This window comes from Haloarcula sp. CBA1129 (genome assembly GCF_008729015.1).
Lineage (GTDB): Archaea > Halobacteriota > Halobacteria > Halobacteriales > Haloarculaceae > Haloarcula.
In genome coordinates, this window is the sequence record NZ_RKSM01000003.1 from 1 (window position 1) to 14,769 (window position 14,769).

Genomic DNA, 14,769 nt, shown 5'->3' on the forward strand with positions numbered 1-14,769 from the left:
ATGAGCCGAAATACCGTGACTGACGAGCAGCCACAGAACGAGTACATTCGATTAGATGGCGCACAACGTGAGATTCGAGACGAGTTCTTCGAGAACGAGTCAGGGCTGTTCATCCAGATGTCTGACCCCGGCACAGGCAAATCGACGACGACAGAGTTCATCGCTGCAGAGTATCTTATCCGAGCGTCTCTCGATGGCGTCGATGCCCCCGAGGAACGGCTGGCGTTCATCTCGTTTACACGCGATGATGCAGCGAGTATCGGGCCGGGTATCGCAGAGGCTCTTGAGACGTTGGCACGAGACCCAACGGTCGAGTGTGAGATGTCAGTCGAGGCTGCGCAGACACTCGGTCGGCGTGTCCAACACGCGAGCAATATCGGGACTGTCGATAGTTTTCTCGGCTCAATTTTTCAATCGATTGCGGCGGAAGTCGGGTTTTCCGAGGGTCCAACTGTCGGTGAGAATTCGGAGTTACAGCGTGTGCGTGCCGAGTGTCTTGACCGACTGCGTGACTCGCCACGATATGCAGCCCATCTTGAACGGCTGACGGAGGCCTATCCCGGAGATGGAGCGTATCAGGATGACGCGGGCGCCGTACTGAGAAAGGCGCAACTTGCGTGTCGCGAGCGGCAACTCTCGGTGCCAGCATTCCAACAGCAACTGGAGACGATTGTCGAAGAGACGTATCCCACAGGCAGACCAGCGTCGTTTGCCGACATTCGAATGGCTGTTGAACAGTTCGTCGACGAGGAGGCAGCGGCGGCGTATGAACAGCGAGTCGACGATCAGAGAAAATCCGATATAGTTGCATCTGATCGGTCCCTCTTCGAGTCATGGTCAACAGCAATTGCGGACCTCTGCTCACTACTTGAGGCATATGTTGACGTCTATGACGACGTGACAAGAGAGCGAGCAGTGGCATCACACCTCGATGCTGCACACTGGGTTGCCCGCTTTTTCACTGATGATACCTTCGAGAGTCGCTTCCGCAGTCGGCTGCAGCACCGATATACCGACCAACTGTCTGTTATCGTGGTCGACGAAGCACAAGACGTTTCGACAGTCCAGAGTGCTGCACTGTCTCCCCTCGTTGATCAAAACACGCGCGTACTCCTTGCTGGTGATCTCAAACAGCTCATTTTCTTGTGGCGGAACGCCCAACCTGCGTTGTTCCGGACCGCGATAGACGATGGCCGGTATTTCGGTATCGACTGGGAAACACATTGTGTTGAATACGAACACCAGACGCGCCGCTGTCGGCCAGATATTGCAGCCGCCGTCGATGCGATATTTAGGGATGTTTTCACCGACAGTGCCCGTGGCGCTACCGAGACCGTCACTCAGAGCTACTCCAAACTTGAGCCGACCCGTGAACAGACAGCAACTCCAAACGTTCATATTGGGGCCTTCTCGACGACGGCCAGTCCAGGCAGTGCAGACTATATTGCCCCAGATCGAGGGACCGGTGAGGCGGACATCCTTGCCAGTTGCATCGCGGATGGCCTCGCGAGTGGACGATTCACGGACGACGCCGAGCCAGATACTGACCCGACAGTCACCGTGCTATTCCATCAGCGAACCAATCTCCAAGCCTACACCCACGCGTTCGAGCGTGTCGGTCTTTCAGTTGGTAACGCTACAGAAGACCTGTTCACGCACCCACTGGTCAAGTTCATTGTCGAAGTCTGTACGGCGCTTTCACACCCAGACCTCGAAGCAGAATTGCGCTCCCTGCTACGCGGAACTGATTCTGAATCGGTCTTCTCAGAGACCGTCATTTCTGGGACAAAAATACCAGCTGTGTTCGAGCTCTATGGGCCATCACTCAGTGCAATTGTTGAGCAAACAGATGGAGACCGACCACCAGTTGCGTTCGCTCATGGGATCGACAACCTTGTGGCTCAAAAAGCAACACTCGAGGCCGGGTCACCCACAACAGTCATCGAGGCAATCATTACTGAACTTGACCTGTGGTCAGACCCACTTGATTTGAGTGAAAACCCAACACAGCGAGTGACTGCTCTTGATGCCCTGTTGACGTATGTGGGACAGTTGGAAAGTGACTCCTCGAACTCACTCGAGAGACTGGTCGGAAAGCTCAAACAAGTATATGCAAATCCAAAGCGTGGGCCGAAGCTCCCACTTGCCAGTGAGCAGGACTACGACGTTGTCTTCAAAACGATATTCCAAATGAAAGGTGACGAAGACGACGTCATCGCTCTCGGCGATATTGGCCAGCATATCGGGAAAATGGGTCCACACGTCGACACGTTTAGCGCCCAAGGATCAACGGTCGCACTGGCGCCACCGAAAAGTGAGACAACAGCCGCAACACCAGCGCTCTCTGGCTTCGAGCACGGGATTTACACGATTGACTGTCGGCCGTGGGACTACGATGCCGGTCTCCGGTGGGTCAGCCAACGCTGGGCCGCAGACGATTGTCTGGCAGGGTCACCGCCGCTCTCGACGCTCGCCCACGCACACCGGGCCGGCCGCTGGCGATTACTCTATGTGGCGCTCACACGGGCGCGTGACCATGTAGTGATTCCACTTCCAGAGCAGCGCGAGCAACCTGCTCCCCGTGACTACTGGATTGACACTCTCCGAGAGGGGCTTGACTTCGATGCAACAGTCCCGGACACGTACACCTGCAATACGCCGGCAGGGGAGGAAATCCCTATTCAGGTCCATCGCGATACCGCAGACAACGCAGAAGTATCCGAGAGTGAGTCGCTGACACCAGCAATCACAACCGTACCAGCCGAGCAACCGCCGCCGTGGACACCTCGATACGTCAACCCCAGTACGCTGTTTCCGTTGCTAGACGACCCAAACACACACATACTTGACCATCTCCAAAGCCGGCCATTACAGACACAACACGAAGGGATCAGTGACGAAATTGACCTCACGTTGGAGACGGCTGGTCTAGAGGATATCGGCGAAATCAGTCACCACGTCATTGCGACGGCGATGCGTCACCGCGGCAGTATTGAGACTGACACACTCCGTCAATGTGAAGGAGTCGTTGGACGCTCACTGGAGTACGAACTCGCGAAGCGGCCGTCCCTGTCCGATGAGGAACAGCGTCAGATAGAATCGTTCATCAGCGAAACCGTGTGTCCCCAGTTTGCACAGTCAGAGTTGTGGGCACAGATTCAGACTGCAGCAGACGTGTATGTCGAAGAGTCAGTACAGTTGCTGCTGCGGATAGACGGCCTCGAAACAGAGGTCAAGGGAACACCAGATGTCATCTTCAGACAGGCAGACAGTCACTGGGAAACAGCTGAGATTAAAATTATTTTCCAAGATAATGATGCAGCTACACAGGACCGACACACACTCCAAGCACAGATCTACGCATGGGCGCTCTCGAAACAGCTTGCTGATGAAACAACTATCGGTGCTCGGCTGACACAACTGGGGGTCAAACAGCGTGAGAAGCGACTTCCTTGGGACAAAGAGACGCTGACAACCCGTCTGTCACAGATTAGGTCATTGGTCTGATATTCTTCCGCGCCTGAAGACGCGGGAATCCCGACCGCGTTGGGCTATTGTGGTTCCCACTCGTCGCCGTCCAGACGACTCGTACCTGTTGCGCACTCTCGATAGCGGAGAGGTCAACGTTGGGGAGAGTCTGGTACTCACAGAACGTGATTGTACTTCGCGGGTGGTCGTCGCCGTGCTTGCGGTGGCCGGGTGGATTCGCCCGTGTCTCTCCATTGCGTCGTTTGCCGTACCAGCCGTTGAACGCCTCCGCGAGTTCTTGAAGAACGTGCTGACTTGACTGAGAACGGAGGTCAGCGTAACGTTCGTGTGACTTGAGGTGCGTGGTGAGTCCGTTGTGATCGGGTATGTGGCCGACTTCGGACCAGATCCGGTCACAGACCCACGTCCGACGTTCCAGAGTTTCGGGGCGGCAAACCTGATCGAATCGAGGTCGCCGGACACCTGTGACTAGCTTGTATGGACACAGTGTCGGTGCGGGTGACGACCTGTTCAGTGCCGAGTATTTCACCCGCTGGGTCGCCGTCGACGTCGCCTAGAACGGTTTTAGTCTGTCTCCGTGATGTCGGACAAACCCTAGGAACCACTCATGACATCCTTCCTGTCGTAGCTGAGGAGATCAAGAACTAGACGGTGCCATTCGGATCAAAGTCCTTCTCTGTCAAAGAGCCATTATTCAGGCTGTTCAGGGACCCTCGCCAGAGACTGTAAGGGCACCTGTCCGTTTGAATTAGAAGCGGATGGTTCCTACGAAGGTGACCGACAGTCGAAAGCATCAGTCCTCTATGCTAGCCACCATGTGATACTGCGTCGTCTCAAAACCGATCTTCTCATAGAAGGCAATGGCTCGATTGTTGTCCACGTGTGGATCAAGGCTGAACTCCTTACAGCCGGCCTCACGGGCCCAAATCTCGAGACGATCAAATAGGTCGGTAGCCAGTTCCGTTCCGCGGTGGGGATCACGAACATAAATGTCACAGATGAACAGCCGATCGGGTCGGTCGAAGACGCTCGGTGCTTCGTCGATTTCACCCGCGATGAAACCAACAAACTCGCCACCCATATCGGCGAGGGTGGCTGCATCGGTAGCACCCTCAATGGCGATCCAGACCCGGTATCCCTCCGAGTCGACACGGTCGAGTCGGAATGGAACCTCCTCTGTTATAAGATCGACATCGTCAGCAAGTGCGAACTGATCAGTGGTCGCTTCGAGCTCGAGATTGTACGGCAGCCAAAGTTCCTCGACAAACCGACGGACAGCATCTTCTTCAGCAGGTAGTTCGACGATGTCCATATCGACAGTATCTGCACCTGAGATTTGTATCTGGTGGTCTTTCAGCCCCCATTAGCTCGATTAAACGCCAGATTCTGGCGACATTAGTGCGGGTTTCCAAGGGGAGCATCTCGCTGGGGTCCGTGCTCGCTCCACCGCTGGCTGGAGGGGTAATGTTCGGTGGGGTTGCCTGATACTTGGAGATATCCTCGGTAGATAGCTAACCTATACTGACCACTGCGGCAACTTATGGTACAAACCGTTAGCCAATATCCACCGTGTGCCAGCTACGCACAGCAGGCTCGAGACCGTCCATTTATATACTCCCCTCCCATCGGATATGATGCGAAGGTCGCCCCGGGCAGCGAGCCCGGGTCGACATGCTCGGGTGGCCACCTAGGTCGGCCGAGCTACGAGAGACTCTCGCTTTCCCTTTTGGGGTCGGCGAGGTCTCATCCCATGAGGATTCCACCCCTGCGGTCCGCCGTCAAGATGGAATCTGATGTGAGCCCACGGACCCATGCAGTAGTCAACACTGGCGTAGGAACCAGTGTGTTAGCTTCCGACGGAGTGCAACCACTTCCGCCGCTGATGTATATCAGCACATTCCGGTTGATCCTGCCGGAGGCCATTGCTATCGGAGTCCGATTTAGCCATGCTAGTTGCACGAGTTTAGACTCGTAGCATATAGCTCAGTAACACGTGGCCAAACTACCCTACAGACCGCGATAACCTCGGGAAACTGAGGCCAATAGCGGATATTACTCTCAGGCTGGAGTGCCGAGAGTGAGAAACGTTCCGGCGCTGTAGGATGTGGCTGCGGCCGATTAGGTAGATGGTGGGGTAACGGCCCACCATGCCGATAATCGGTACAGGTTGTGAGAGCAAGAGCCTGGAGACGGTATCTGAGACAAGATACCGGGCCCTACGGGGCGCAGCAGGCGCGAAACCTTTACACTGCACGACAGTGCGATAGGGGGACTCCGAGTGTGAGGGCATATAGCCCTCGCTTTTCTGAACCGTAAGGTGGTACAGGAACAAGGACTGGGCAAGACCGGTGCCAGCCGCCGCGGTAATACCGGCAGTCCAAGTGATGGCCGATATTATTGGGCCTAAAGCGTCCGTAGCTTGCTGTGTAAGTCCATTGGGAAATCGACCAGCTCAACTGGTCGGCGTCCGGTGGAAACTACACAGCTTGGGGCCGAGAGACTCAACGGGTACGTCCGGGGTAGGAGTGAAATCCTGTAATCCTGGACGGACCACCAATGGGGAAACCACGTTGAGAGACCGGACCCGACAGTGAGGGACGAAAGCCAAGGTCTCGAACCGGATTAGATACCCGGGTAGTCCTGGCTGTAAACAATGCTCGCTAGGTATGTCACGCGCCATGAGCACGTGATGTGCCGTAGTGAAGACGATAAGCGAGCCGCCTGGGAAGTACGTCCGCAAGGATGAAACTTAAAGGAATTGGCGGGGGAGCACCACAACCGGAGGAGCCTGCGGTTTAATTGGACTCAACGCCGGACATCTCACCGGTCCCGACAGTAGTAATGACAGTCAGGTTGACGACTTTACTCGACGCTACTGAGAGGAGGTGCATGGCCGCCGTCAGCTCGTACCGTGAGGCGTCCTGTTAAGTCAGGCAACGAGCGAGACCCACACTTCTAGTTGCCAGCAACACCCCTGCGGTGGTTGGGTACACTAGGAGGACTGCCATTGCTAAAATGGAGGAAGGAATGGGCAACGGTAGGTCAGTATGCCCCGAATGGACCGGGCAACACGCGGGCTACAATGGCTATGACAGTGGGATGCAACGCCGAGAGGCGAAGCTAATCTCCAAACGTAGTCGTAGTTCGGATTGCGGGCTGAAACCCGCCCGCATGAAGCTGGATTCGGTAGTAACCGCGTGTCAGAAGCGCGCGGTGAATACGTCCCTGCTCCTTGCACACACCGCCCGTCAAAGCACCCGAGTGGGGTCCGGATGAGGCCGTCATGCGACGGTCGAATCTGGGCTCCGCAAGGGGGCTTAAGTCGTAACAAGGTAGCCGTAGAGGAATCTGCGGCTGGATCACCTCCTACTGACCGGGATCAGGGCTTTGCCCTGACCCACCTACATTGACTGGTGACCACAAGTCACCGCGAGTCGGCAAGCGCCGACTACTGCATGGGCCCGCTGGGCTCACACGACCTATCCGAGGCGGATATCCCCTCACGGGGATGTCGGGTGCAACTCCCGACGGGTCCGTACTTCGTACCACCGCCGAATCCGTCCCCTTAAGTGTGGGACGGCGTTCGAGTGTGGTACGACGACAGATGCACCAAGCCGGGTGAAACCGCGCTTGGGAAGGGTCGATTCGCCCACCATCTCCACCTTGGGGGCGAGAATGAAACCGTGTGTACGTGCGATCCAGGCGTCCACTGGACTCGTTCAGTTGAACGAGTCACAACGACGTTGGCTACTATGCCAGCTGGTGGATTGCTCGGCTCAGGCGCTGATGAAGGACGTGCCAAGCTGCGATAAGCTGTGGGGAGCCGCACGGAGGCGAAGAACCACGGATTTCCGAATGAGAATCTCTCTAACAATTGCTTCGCGCAATGAGGAACCCCGAGAACTGAAACATCTCAGTATCGGGAGGAAAAGAAAACGCAATGTGATGTCGTCAGTAACCGCGAGTGAACGCGATACAGCCCAAACCGAAGCCCTCACGGGCAATGTGGTGTCAGGGCTACCTCTCATCAGCCGACCGTCTCGAGGAAGTCTCTTGGAACAGAGCATGATACAGGGTGACAATCCCGTATTCGAGACCAGTAGGCTGTGCGGTAGTGCCAGAGTAGCGGGGGTTGGATATCCCTCGCGAATAACGCAGGCATCGACTGCGAAGGCTAAACACAACCTGAGACCGATAGTGAACAAGTAGTGTGAACGAACGCTGCAAAGTACCCTCAGAAGGGAGGCGAAATAGAGCATGAAATCAGTTGGCGATCGAGCGACAGGGCATACAAGGTCCCATGACGAATGAGGGAGACGCGAGTCTCCAGTAAGACTCACGGGAAGCCGATGTTCTGTCGTACGTTTTGAAAAACGAGCCAGGGAGTGTGTCTGTATGGCAAGTCTAACCGGAGTATCCGGGGAGGCACAGGGAAACCGACATGGCCGCAGGGCTTTGCCCGAGGGCCGCCGTCTTCAAGGGCGGGGAGCCATATGGACACGACCCGAATCCGGACGATCTACGCATGGACAAGATGAAGCGTGCCGAAAGGCACGTGGAAGTCTGTTAGAGTTGGTGTCCTACAATACCCTCTCGTGATCTATGTGTAGGGGTGAAAGGCCCATCGAGTCCGGCAACAGCTGGTTCCAATCGAAACATGTCGAAGCATGACCTCCGCCGAGGTAGTCTGTGGGGTAGAGCGACCGATTGGTGTGTCCGCCTCCGAGAGGAGTCGGCACACCTGTCAAACTCCAAACCTACAGACGCTGTTTGACGCGGGGATTCCGGTGCGCGGGGTAAGCCTGTGTACCAGGAGGGGAACAACCCAGAGATAGGTTAAGGTCCCCAAGTGTGGATTAAGTGTAATCCTCTGAAGGTGGTCTCGAGCCCTAGACAGCCGGGAGGTGAGCTTAGAAGCAGCTACCCTCTAAGAAAAGCGTAACAGCTTACCGGCCGAGGTTTGAGGCGCCCAAAATGATCGGGACTCAAATCCACCACCGAGACCTGTCCGTACCACTGATACTGGTAATCGAGTAGATTGGCGCTCGCATTGGGTGGAAGCAGGGATGAGAATTCCTGTGGACCGATGCGTGACGAAAATCCTGGCCATAGTAGCAGCGATAGTCGGGTGAGAACCCCGACGGCCTAATGGATAAGGGTTCCTCAGCACTGCTGATCAGCTGAGGGTTAGCCGGTCCTAAGTCTCACCGCAACTCGACTGAGACGAAATGGGAAACGGGTTAATATTCCCGTGCCATCATGCAGTGAAAGTTGACGCCCTGGGGTCGATCACGCCGGGCTTTCGCCCGGTCGAACCGTCAAACTCCGTGGAAACCGTAATGGTACGAAGCGGACGAACGGCGGCATAGGGAAACGTGATTCAACCTGGGGCCCATGAAAAGACGAGCATGATGTCCGTACCGAGAACCGACACAGGTGTCCATGGCGGCGAAAGCCAAGGCCTGTCGGGAGCAACCAACGTTAGGGAATTCGGCAAGTTAGTCCCGTACCTTCGGAAGAAGGGATGCCTGCTCCGGAACGGAGCAGGTCGCAGTGACTCGGAAGCTCGGACTGTCTAGTAACAACATAGGTGACCGCAAATCCGCAAGGACTCGTACGGTCACTGAATCCTGCCCAGTGCAGGTATCTGAACACCTCGTACAAGAGGACGAAGGACCTGTCAACGGCGGGGGTAACTATGACCCTCTTAAGGTAGCGTAGTACCTTGCCGCATCAGTAGCGGCTTGCATGAATGGATTAACCAGAGCTTCACTGTCCCAACGTTGGGCCCGGTGAACTGTACATTCCAGTGCGGAGTCTGGAGACACCCAGGGGGAAGCGAAGACCCTATGGAGCTTTACTGCAGGCTGTCGCTGAGACGTGGTCGCCGATGTGCAGCATAGGTAGGAGACATTACACAGGTACCCGCGCTAGCGGGCCACCGAGTCAACAGTGAAATACTACCCGTCGGTGACTGCGACTCTCACTCCGGGAGGAGGACACCGATAGCCGGGCAGTTTGACTGGGGCGGTACGCGCTCGAAAAGATATCGAGCGCGCCCTATGGCTATCTCAGCCGGGACAGAGACCCGGCGAAGAGTGCAAGAGCAAAAGATAGCTTGACAGTGTTCTTCCCAACGAGGAACGCTGACGCGAAAGCGTGGTCTAGCGAACCAATTAGCCTGCTTGATGCGGGCAATTGATGACAGAAAAGCTACCCTAGGGATAACAGAGTCGTCACTCGCAAGAGCACATATCGACCGAGTGGCTTGCTACCTCGATGTCGGTTCCCTCCATCCTGCCCGTGCAGAAGCGGGCAAGGGTGAGGTTGTTCGCCTATTAAAGGAGGTCGTGAGCTGGGTTTAGACCGTCGTGAGACAGGTCGGCTGCTATCTACTGGGTGTGTAATGGTGTCTGACAAGAACGACCGTATAGTACGAGAGGAACTACGGTTGGTGGCCACTGGTGTACCGGTTGTTCGAGAGAGCACGTGCCGGGTAGCCACGCCACACGGGGTAAGAGCTGAACGCATCTAAGCTCGAAACCCACTTGGAAAAGAGACACCGCAGAGGTCCCGCGTACAAGACGCGGTCGATAGACTCGGGGTGTGCGCGTCGAGGTAACGAGACGTTAAGCCCACGAGCACTAACAGACCAAAGCCATCATTCATACGCACTGTGACTCATTCACCGACGAATTATCTCGTCGCTGACCGAGTCCAGGCGCAAACTGGATCGCACGGACACACGGTGGAGTGTTGATCGAGACTGGTACTTTCACGGTTCGATTCCGTGACTCGACGTTAGGCGGCCATAGCGGTGGGGTTGCCTCCCGTACCCATCCCGAACACGGAAGATAAGCCCACCAGCGTTCCGGGGAGTACTGGAGTGCGCGAGCCTCTGGGAAACGCGGTTCGCCGCCACCATTCATACCTATCATAGCCCACTCAGGAGAGGGATCTCTCTGGAGTGGGCTTTCTGTATTTACACAGAGCGACAGCTACTGCTCCGATGAACCATCAGGCCGACACACTCAGCGACGGGTACTCGACTCTCATCGCGGCTGTTATCGGTTTCAGTGTTGACTTTGATGAGGTGCTGGCTGTCACCGATGCTGTCGACGCCGGCACGTCGGAGCGTTAGTCGACCCGAAGTGACTGGAGGATCGCCACCAGTCCGAGGAGTTCAACCGTCCAGACAGTGCCGACGGCTACGGCGTCCGACACCGGGAACACCCACTCGGCGGTCGTGATCGCGACGAACGAGCCGACAGTCAATAGTGCGAGCCCGACAGCGAGTAACAGCATCGGCCGGCGGTCGTATCGGCGATAGCCCCGGTAGGCTTGGACAGCGACAAATCCACCGAGGACGGCCGTCACGCTACTGACCGCTGTCATCGCTGTTGACTGTCCCAGATCGGTCGTCCTGACGGCCACAACGGGGGCGGCGAACACGGCGAGCGAGCAGGCGGCCGCCCCCGCCACGAGACGCGAACTGACCGCCTCGGATCGGCCGTAGATCGCATAGAGGATTACCACCAGCCCGGCGAATTGGACGCCGACCGCGGCTGCCGTAGTGAGCAGCGACGAGATACCAGCGGTGGGGAGGGCGATCCGGGCGGTCGTCGGCACCGTCGCCGTCAGTGCGATGCCGACCGCGAGGAACAGCACCGACCGGTCGCCAGACTTCCGGTAACCGCGGTAGGCGACAACCGTGATCCACGCGCTGAGAGCGATAATTCCGATTGCCAGCAGGATAGCGACGACGACCCCGGCGGCCGAGCCACCCTCGACAGTGAGTTTGGGCGCGGTCATCGGAGCCCCTCGTAAAGTTCGGTAAAGCGGTCGACGGCGTCCTCGGCGGTACGGTCGACAGTCACCTCGTAGCCGCCGTCGGTGAGTTCGATCGTCACCCGTTCTACCCGGGCCGAAAACCGTCGGTAGTGGTGGCCGTCTGGATCCAACGCCTGTTCGTCGTCGATCATATCGAGTTCTTGGAGTCGATTGAGTCGGCGGTAGATTGTCGGCGAGGAGGCCCCACACCGTTCGGCCAGTTCGGTCGCCGACAGCGCTTCGGTGCTTGTTTCGGCGAGGATCGACCGCGCGTACTCGTCTTCGAGCAGTTCGCCGACTGTTTTGGCGGCGATGTCGGTGTCCTCGCCCATGCGTCTCCCTCTCGTCTCCGAGGTGTAATATATGGCCACAAAGAGCTTCTGACTCTGAAGCTCTCTGGGTCCGAATATAAGATGTGGCAGCCAGTTCACTGTATGGCTGCAATCGAGATCGACGAACTCACCAAACGGTACAGCGACCACCTCGCTGTCGACGGACTGAGCCTGACGGTCGACTGCGGCGAAGCCGTCGGCTTCCTCGGTCCCAACGGGGCAGGGAAGTCGACAACGATCGACGTGCTGCTGGACTACGTCCGCCCCACCGAGGGGACCGTCCGGGTGTTCGGCTACGACGCACAGACTGAGACGCGAGCGGTCCACGAACGGATCGGCGTCGTCCCTGACGGTTACTCGCTGTACGACCGGCTCACCGGACGGGAACACCTCCGCCTTGCGGCCCGGCTGAAGGGGGCCAGCGTCGACATCGCGGCGGTCTGTGACAGGGTCGGCCTTGACGCCGCCGACGCCGACCGCCCGGCAGGGGCGTACTCGAAAGGGATGGGCCAGCGGCTGGCTCTTGCCATGGCGACGGTCGGCGATCCCGACCTGCTGATCCTCGACGAACCGACCGCCGGCCTCGATCCACACGGCGTCGCGCGACTGCAAGACCTGCTCGCAGCTGAACTCGAACGCGGGACAACCGTCTTCTTTTCCAGTCACGTCCTAGATCACGTCGAGTCGACCTGCGACCGGATCGCCATCCTTGACGAGGGACAAATGGTCGCTGTCGACACGGTAGATGGTCTGCGGGCGGCCGTCGGCTCGGCAACCCTGACTCTTCAGGAACTGTTCTCGGTCTACACCGACAGCGAGGACCGCGGACCGGTAGCCGCCGGAGGTGCTGACTGAGTGACCGACACATCACATCGGTCCCCGACCGGATCGACCGCTGTCGGTCGGCTGGTCGCCATCGCCCGCAAGGAGTTCCGCGATGGAATCCGATCGGACGCGTTGCGGGTCGTCTTCGGGCTCCTGATGGCGTCGACGATACTGATCTACTGGGCGATCGGCCGGTCGGCCGACCCCGTGGTACTGTCGGCGGTCGGTTTCCTTGGCCTCCCGTTTCAGCTACTCGTTCCCGTCGCGGCGATTGCCCTTGGCACCGTCTCGGTCGCCGGTGAGCGTGAAGCAGGGAGTCTCAGGCTCCTGCTCGGGTTGCCACCCTCGCGGATGGAGGTCGTCGTCGGGACGTTCTTCGGGGCCAGCGCCATCTTGGTCGCCGGGCTCGCCGGAGCGTTCATCGTTGCGGCAGTGCTTGGCCTCGCCGTCTTCGGGGCAGTGGCAGTCGGTCCGCTCGTTGGTGTCGTGGCTGCGACGGCACTCCTTGGAATCGGCTTCCTCGGGCTTTCGGTCGGCTTGTCAGCGGCCGTCTCGACGACCAGAAACGCGATGGCAGCCGGCTTCAGCGTTTTTCTCGGCCTGACATTCCTCTGGGAGCCGCTCGTCGTCGGCGTCTACTACCTCGTCGCGGGCTCACTGCCGGGCGGCGAACCCCCGACATGGCTCCTCGCCGTTGACCGGCTGAATCCGATCGAAGCGTATGCCGTCGTGGCGAATATGGCGGGTGATGTAGGGGTGACGCCGCTCCGGATTTCGTTCGGGCTCGGCGGGGGATCGCCGGCCACGGAGGGGGCCGGTACGGCGGTGCCGTTCGTTCTCGCGGAGCCGCTGAGCATCATCGTCCTCTGTGGCTGGGCGGCGATCCCGCTGGCGGCCGGCCTGCGCCGGTTCCAGCGGAGCGATCTCACGTGAGACCTCATACTGGTTGTGTGAACTGCTTCGGGTCAAGTGGTTCGAGACGCGAAGCGTCTCGTCATCACGGGAGATCTTCGATCTCCCGAATGACTCCGAGGTACTCGGCCTGCTGCACCTGTAGAAACCGACGTAGTCAGGCGATTCACCAGAGCCAAAACCAACAGTTTTGTCCCGGAAAAGATGCCAGCTAAACTTGATGTCCGATGATGGCCTGTCGGTAAACGGACCAAACACTGTTGGACAGTCCCTCCTGTTACTTATTGCTGCAATCGGACTGGTTAGTTTCGGAGCAGTTGACTACGTCCAGTCGACGAATGCGGTCAGTGAATCAGTCAAGGTAGAAGCAACCATTACTGAGGTTGGCGTCGAAACTAAAGGTTCCAGTACGGGCAGTGGGGCCACGGTCAAACACGAACCCGTGGTGGAATTTACCTACACGTACGCCGGTGAGACGTATACTGGAGACAAAGTGTTTCCCGGGGCAACTCCGCCGAGATATGACACAGAAGCCGCCGCGCAAGACGTGATAGCAGAGTATGAGTCAGAGACGGAAACAACTGCTTACGTCAATCCTGACGCACCCGATCAGGCGTTTCTCAAGAACCATGTGTCGAATCGACAGTATATATTCATCGGTGTGGGCTCAGTCTTGGCATTACTTGGGGGGTTCTTTACAGTCAAGAACTACCGACGCGACCGTGCTTGAGTCAGGACGGTTTGAGTATGCCGGAGCCACGCAAGCCCCGGCGCTATTGATGCTTATATTGGGTACCTTTCTGCTGCCGTGATTGCGCTCATCATCGCTTTGATCGGCCGATGCCGGCAACACCGACATCTGCGTCCTGTTTACGGTGTCACGATCAAATCAAACCGATAGGTTGTGTCTTGGGTGGTGAAATCGACTCTCGTTACAGCTCTGACCTCTGTCGGATCGGGCCACAGATATGGTCGACTGGCCGTTGGAAAATCAAGTTCGTCTGCGATAAGCGCGTACTCATCAAGGCTACCTGTACTCAAACAACCGGCGGGAACAGTACATATTCGCCGGTAAATGTTTGCATCCAGAGGGATTTTCTTATGATTGATGTCTAACCAACATGTATAATCGGGGCAAAGAAACCCCTCGAAAAAATTCTACTGTGTCCACTGTAGGAACCGCATTAAGGTGAATTGACACGCATTATATGATATTGAAATACTGAAGCCCAGTAATCAACAGGATGGCGCTGAGCAGTACAAGTTTCATTACCCATGGTGGAACATCTTTCCGAATCCTGAAGCTCCAATCCATATAAGTCGGTGAGGGGCTTCGTTATTATATCCCTCGGCTGACGGTCATGTTACGAAACACAAGTAA

At 57.3% G+C, this 14,769-nt stretch carries 7 protein-coding genes, 3 rRNA genes and 3 pseudogenes; 8 read left to right on the forward strand and 5 right to left on the reverse strand.

Going from position 1 to position 14,769, the window contains the following annotated elements; all coding sequences use genetic code 11:
• Nucleotides 1-15 precede the first annotated feature (15 nt).
• Nucleotides 16-3,507, forward strand: coding sequence for a UvrD-helicase domain-containing protein (locus Har1129_RS17840; protein ID WP_225307850.1), 3,492 nt, complete (start codon nucleotides 16-18; stop codon nucleotides 3,505-3,507).
• Between the two features lie 53 nt (nucleotides 3,508-3,560).
• On the opposite strand, the pseudogene Har1129_RS21255 reads toward Har1129_RS17840, so the two are convergent.
• Both Har1129_RS21255 and Har1129_RS17850 read right to left on the reverse strand, forming a co-directional pair.
• Nucleotides 3,561-3,974: pseudogene (locus Har1129_RS21255) on the reverse strand (RNA-guided endonuclease TnpB family protein); the annotation flags it as partial.
• A gap of 308 nt (nucleotides 3,975-4,282) precedes the next feature.
• Complete coding sequence (locus Har1129_RS17850) at nucleotides 4,283-4,801, reverse strand: GNAT family N-acetyltransferase (protein ID WP_151102192.1); 519 nt, start codon at nucleotides 4,799-4,801, stop codon at nucleotides 4,283-4,285.
• A 584-nt stretch (nucleotides 4,802-5,385) separates the two neighbouring features.
• Between Har1129_RS17850 and Har1129_RS17855 the strand changes: the two genes are divergently transcribed.
• From Har1129_RS17855 to Har1129_RS21260, 4 genes are all read left to right on the forward strand, one after another.
• Nucleotides 5,386-6,857, forward strand: a 16S ribosomal RNA gene (locus Har1129_RS17855).
• Between the two features lie 369 nt (nucleotides 6,858-7,226).
• Nucleotides 7,227-10,157 (forward strand): 23S ribosomal RNA (locus Har1129_RS17860).
• A gap of 133 nt (nucleotides 10,158-10,290) precedes the next feature.
• Nucleotides 10,291-10,413: ribosomal RNA gene (rrf, locus tag Har1129_RS17865) — 5S ribosomal RNA — on the forward strand.
• Together the 16S, 23S and 5S rRNA genes form the textbook arrangement of a ribosomal RNA operon.
• An 85-nt stretch (nucleotides 10,414-10,498) precedes the next feature.
• On the forward strand, nucleotides 10,499-10,630 hold the full coding sequence (locus Har1129_RS21260) for a hypothetical protein (protein ID WP_255518365.1): 132 nt from the start codon (nucleotides 10,499-10,501) through the stop codon (nucleotides 10,628-10,630).
• On the opposite strand, the gene Har1129_RS21010 is transcribed toward Har1129_RS21260, so the two are convergent.
• Both Har1129_RS21010 and Har1129_RS17875 read right to left on the reverse strand, forming a co-directional pair.
• Nucleotides 10,627-11,301: a hypothetical protein gene (locus Har1129_RS21010; RefSeq protein WP_225307851.1), complete on the reverse strand. Its 675-nt coding sequence runs from the start codon at nucleotides 11,299-11,301 to the stop codon at nucleotides 10,627-10,629. The two genes, Har1129_RS21260 and Har1129_RS21010, sit on opposite strands and share 4 nt — an antisense overlap.
• Nucleotides 11,298-11,651, reverse strand: coding sequence for a winged helix-turn-helix domain-containing protein (locus Har1129_RS17875; protein WP_151102193.1), 354 nt, complete (start codon nucleotides 11,649-11,651; stop codon nucleotides 11,298-11,300). Before Har1129_RS17875 ends, Har1129_RS21010 begins: the two co-directional genes overlap by 4 nt.
• Nucleotides 11,652-11,753: 102 nt before the next feature.
• Between Har1129_RS17875 and Har1129_RS17880 the strand changes: the two are divergent.
• The 3 genes and pseudogenes from Har1129_RS17880 to Har1129_RS17890 form a co-directional block, all read left to right on the forward strand.
• A pseudogene (locus Har1129_RS17880) lies at nucleotides 11,754-12,437 on the forward strand (ABC transporter ATP-binding protein); the annotation flags it as partial.
• Nucleotides 12,438-12,506: 69 nt separating this feature from the next.
• Nucleotides 12,507-13,409, forward strand: a complete 903-nt coding sequence (locus tag Har1129_RS17885; RefSeq protein WP_151102195.1) for an ABC transporter permease — start codon at nucleotides 12,507-12,509, stop codon at nucleotides 13,407-13,409.
• Between the two features lie 199 nt (nucleotides 13,410-13,608).
• A complete protein-coding gene (locus Har1129_RS17890) occupies nucleotides 13,609-14,118 on the forward strand; it encodes a DUF3592 domain-containing protein (RefSeq protein WP_225307852.1) in 510 nt (169 codons plus the stop codon).
• A 179-nt stretch (nucleotides 14,119-14,297) separates the two neighbouring features.
• Here the strand turns inward: Har1129_RS17890 and Har1129_RS21380 are convergent.
• A pseudogene (locus Har1129_RS21380) lies at nucleotides 14,298-14,498 on the reverse strand (hypothetical protein); the annotation flags it as partial.
• Nucleotides 14,499-14,769 lie beyond the last annotated feature (271 nt).

What these genes read in the sequence shown, in the direction of transcription:
- Har1129_RS21010 (WP_225307851.1), bottom strand. Translation starts at nt 11,301, where the DNA reads ATGACCGCGCCCAAACTCACTGTCGAGGGTGGCTCGGCCGCCGGGGTC.
- Har1129_RS17875 (WP_151102193.1), bottom strand. Translation starts at nt 11,651, where the DNA reads ATGGGCGAGGACACCGACATCGCCGCCAAAACAGTCGGCGAACTGCTC.
- Har1129_RS17890 (WP_225307852.1), top strand. Translation starts at nt 13,609, where the DNA reads ATGTCCGATGATGGCCTGTCGGTAAACGGACCAAACACTGTTGGACAG.
- Har1129_RS21260 (WP_255518365.1), top strand. Translation starts at nt 10,499, where the DNA reads ATGAACCATCAGGCCGACACACTCAGCGACGGGTACTCGACTCTCATC.
- Har1129_RS17850 (WP_151102192.1), bottom strand. Translation starts at nt 4,801, where the DNA reads ATGGACATCGTCGAACTACCTGCTGAAGAAGATGCTGTCCGTCGGTTT.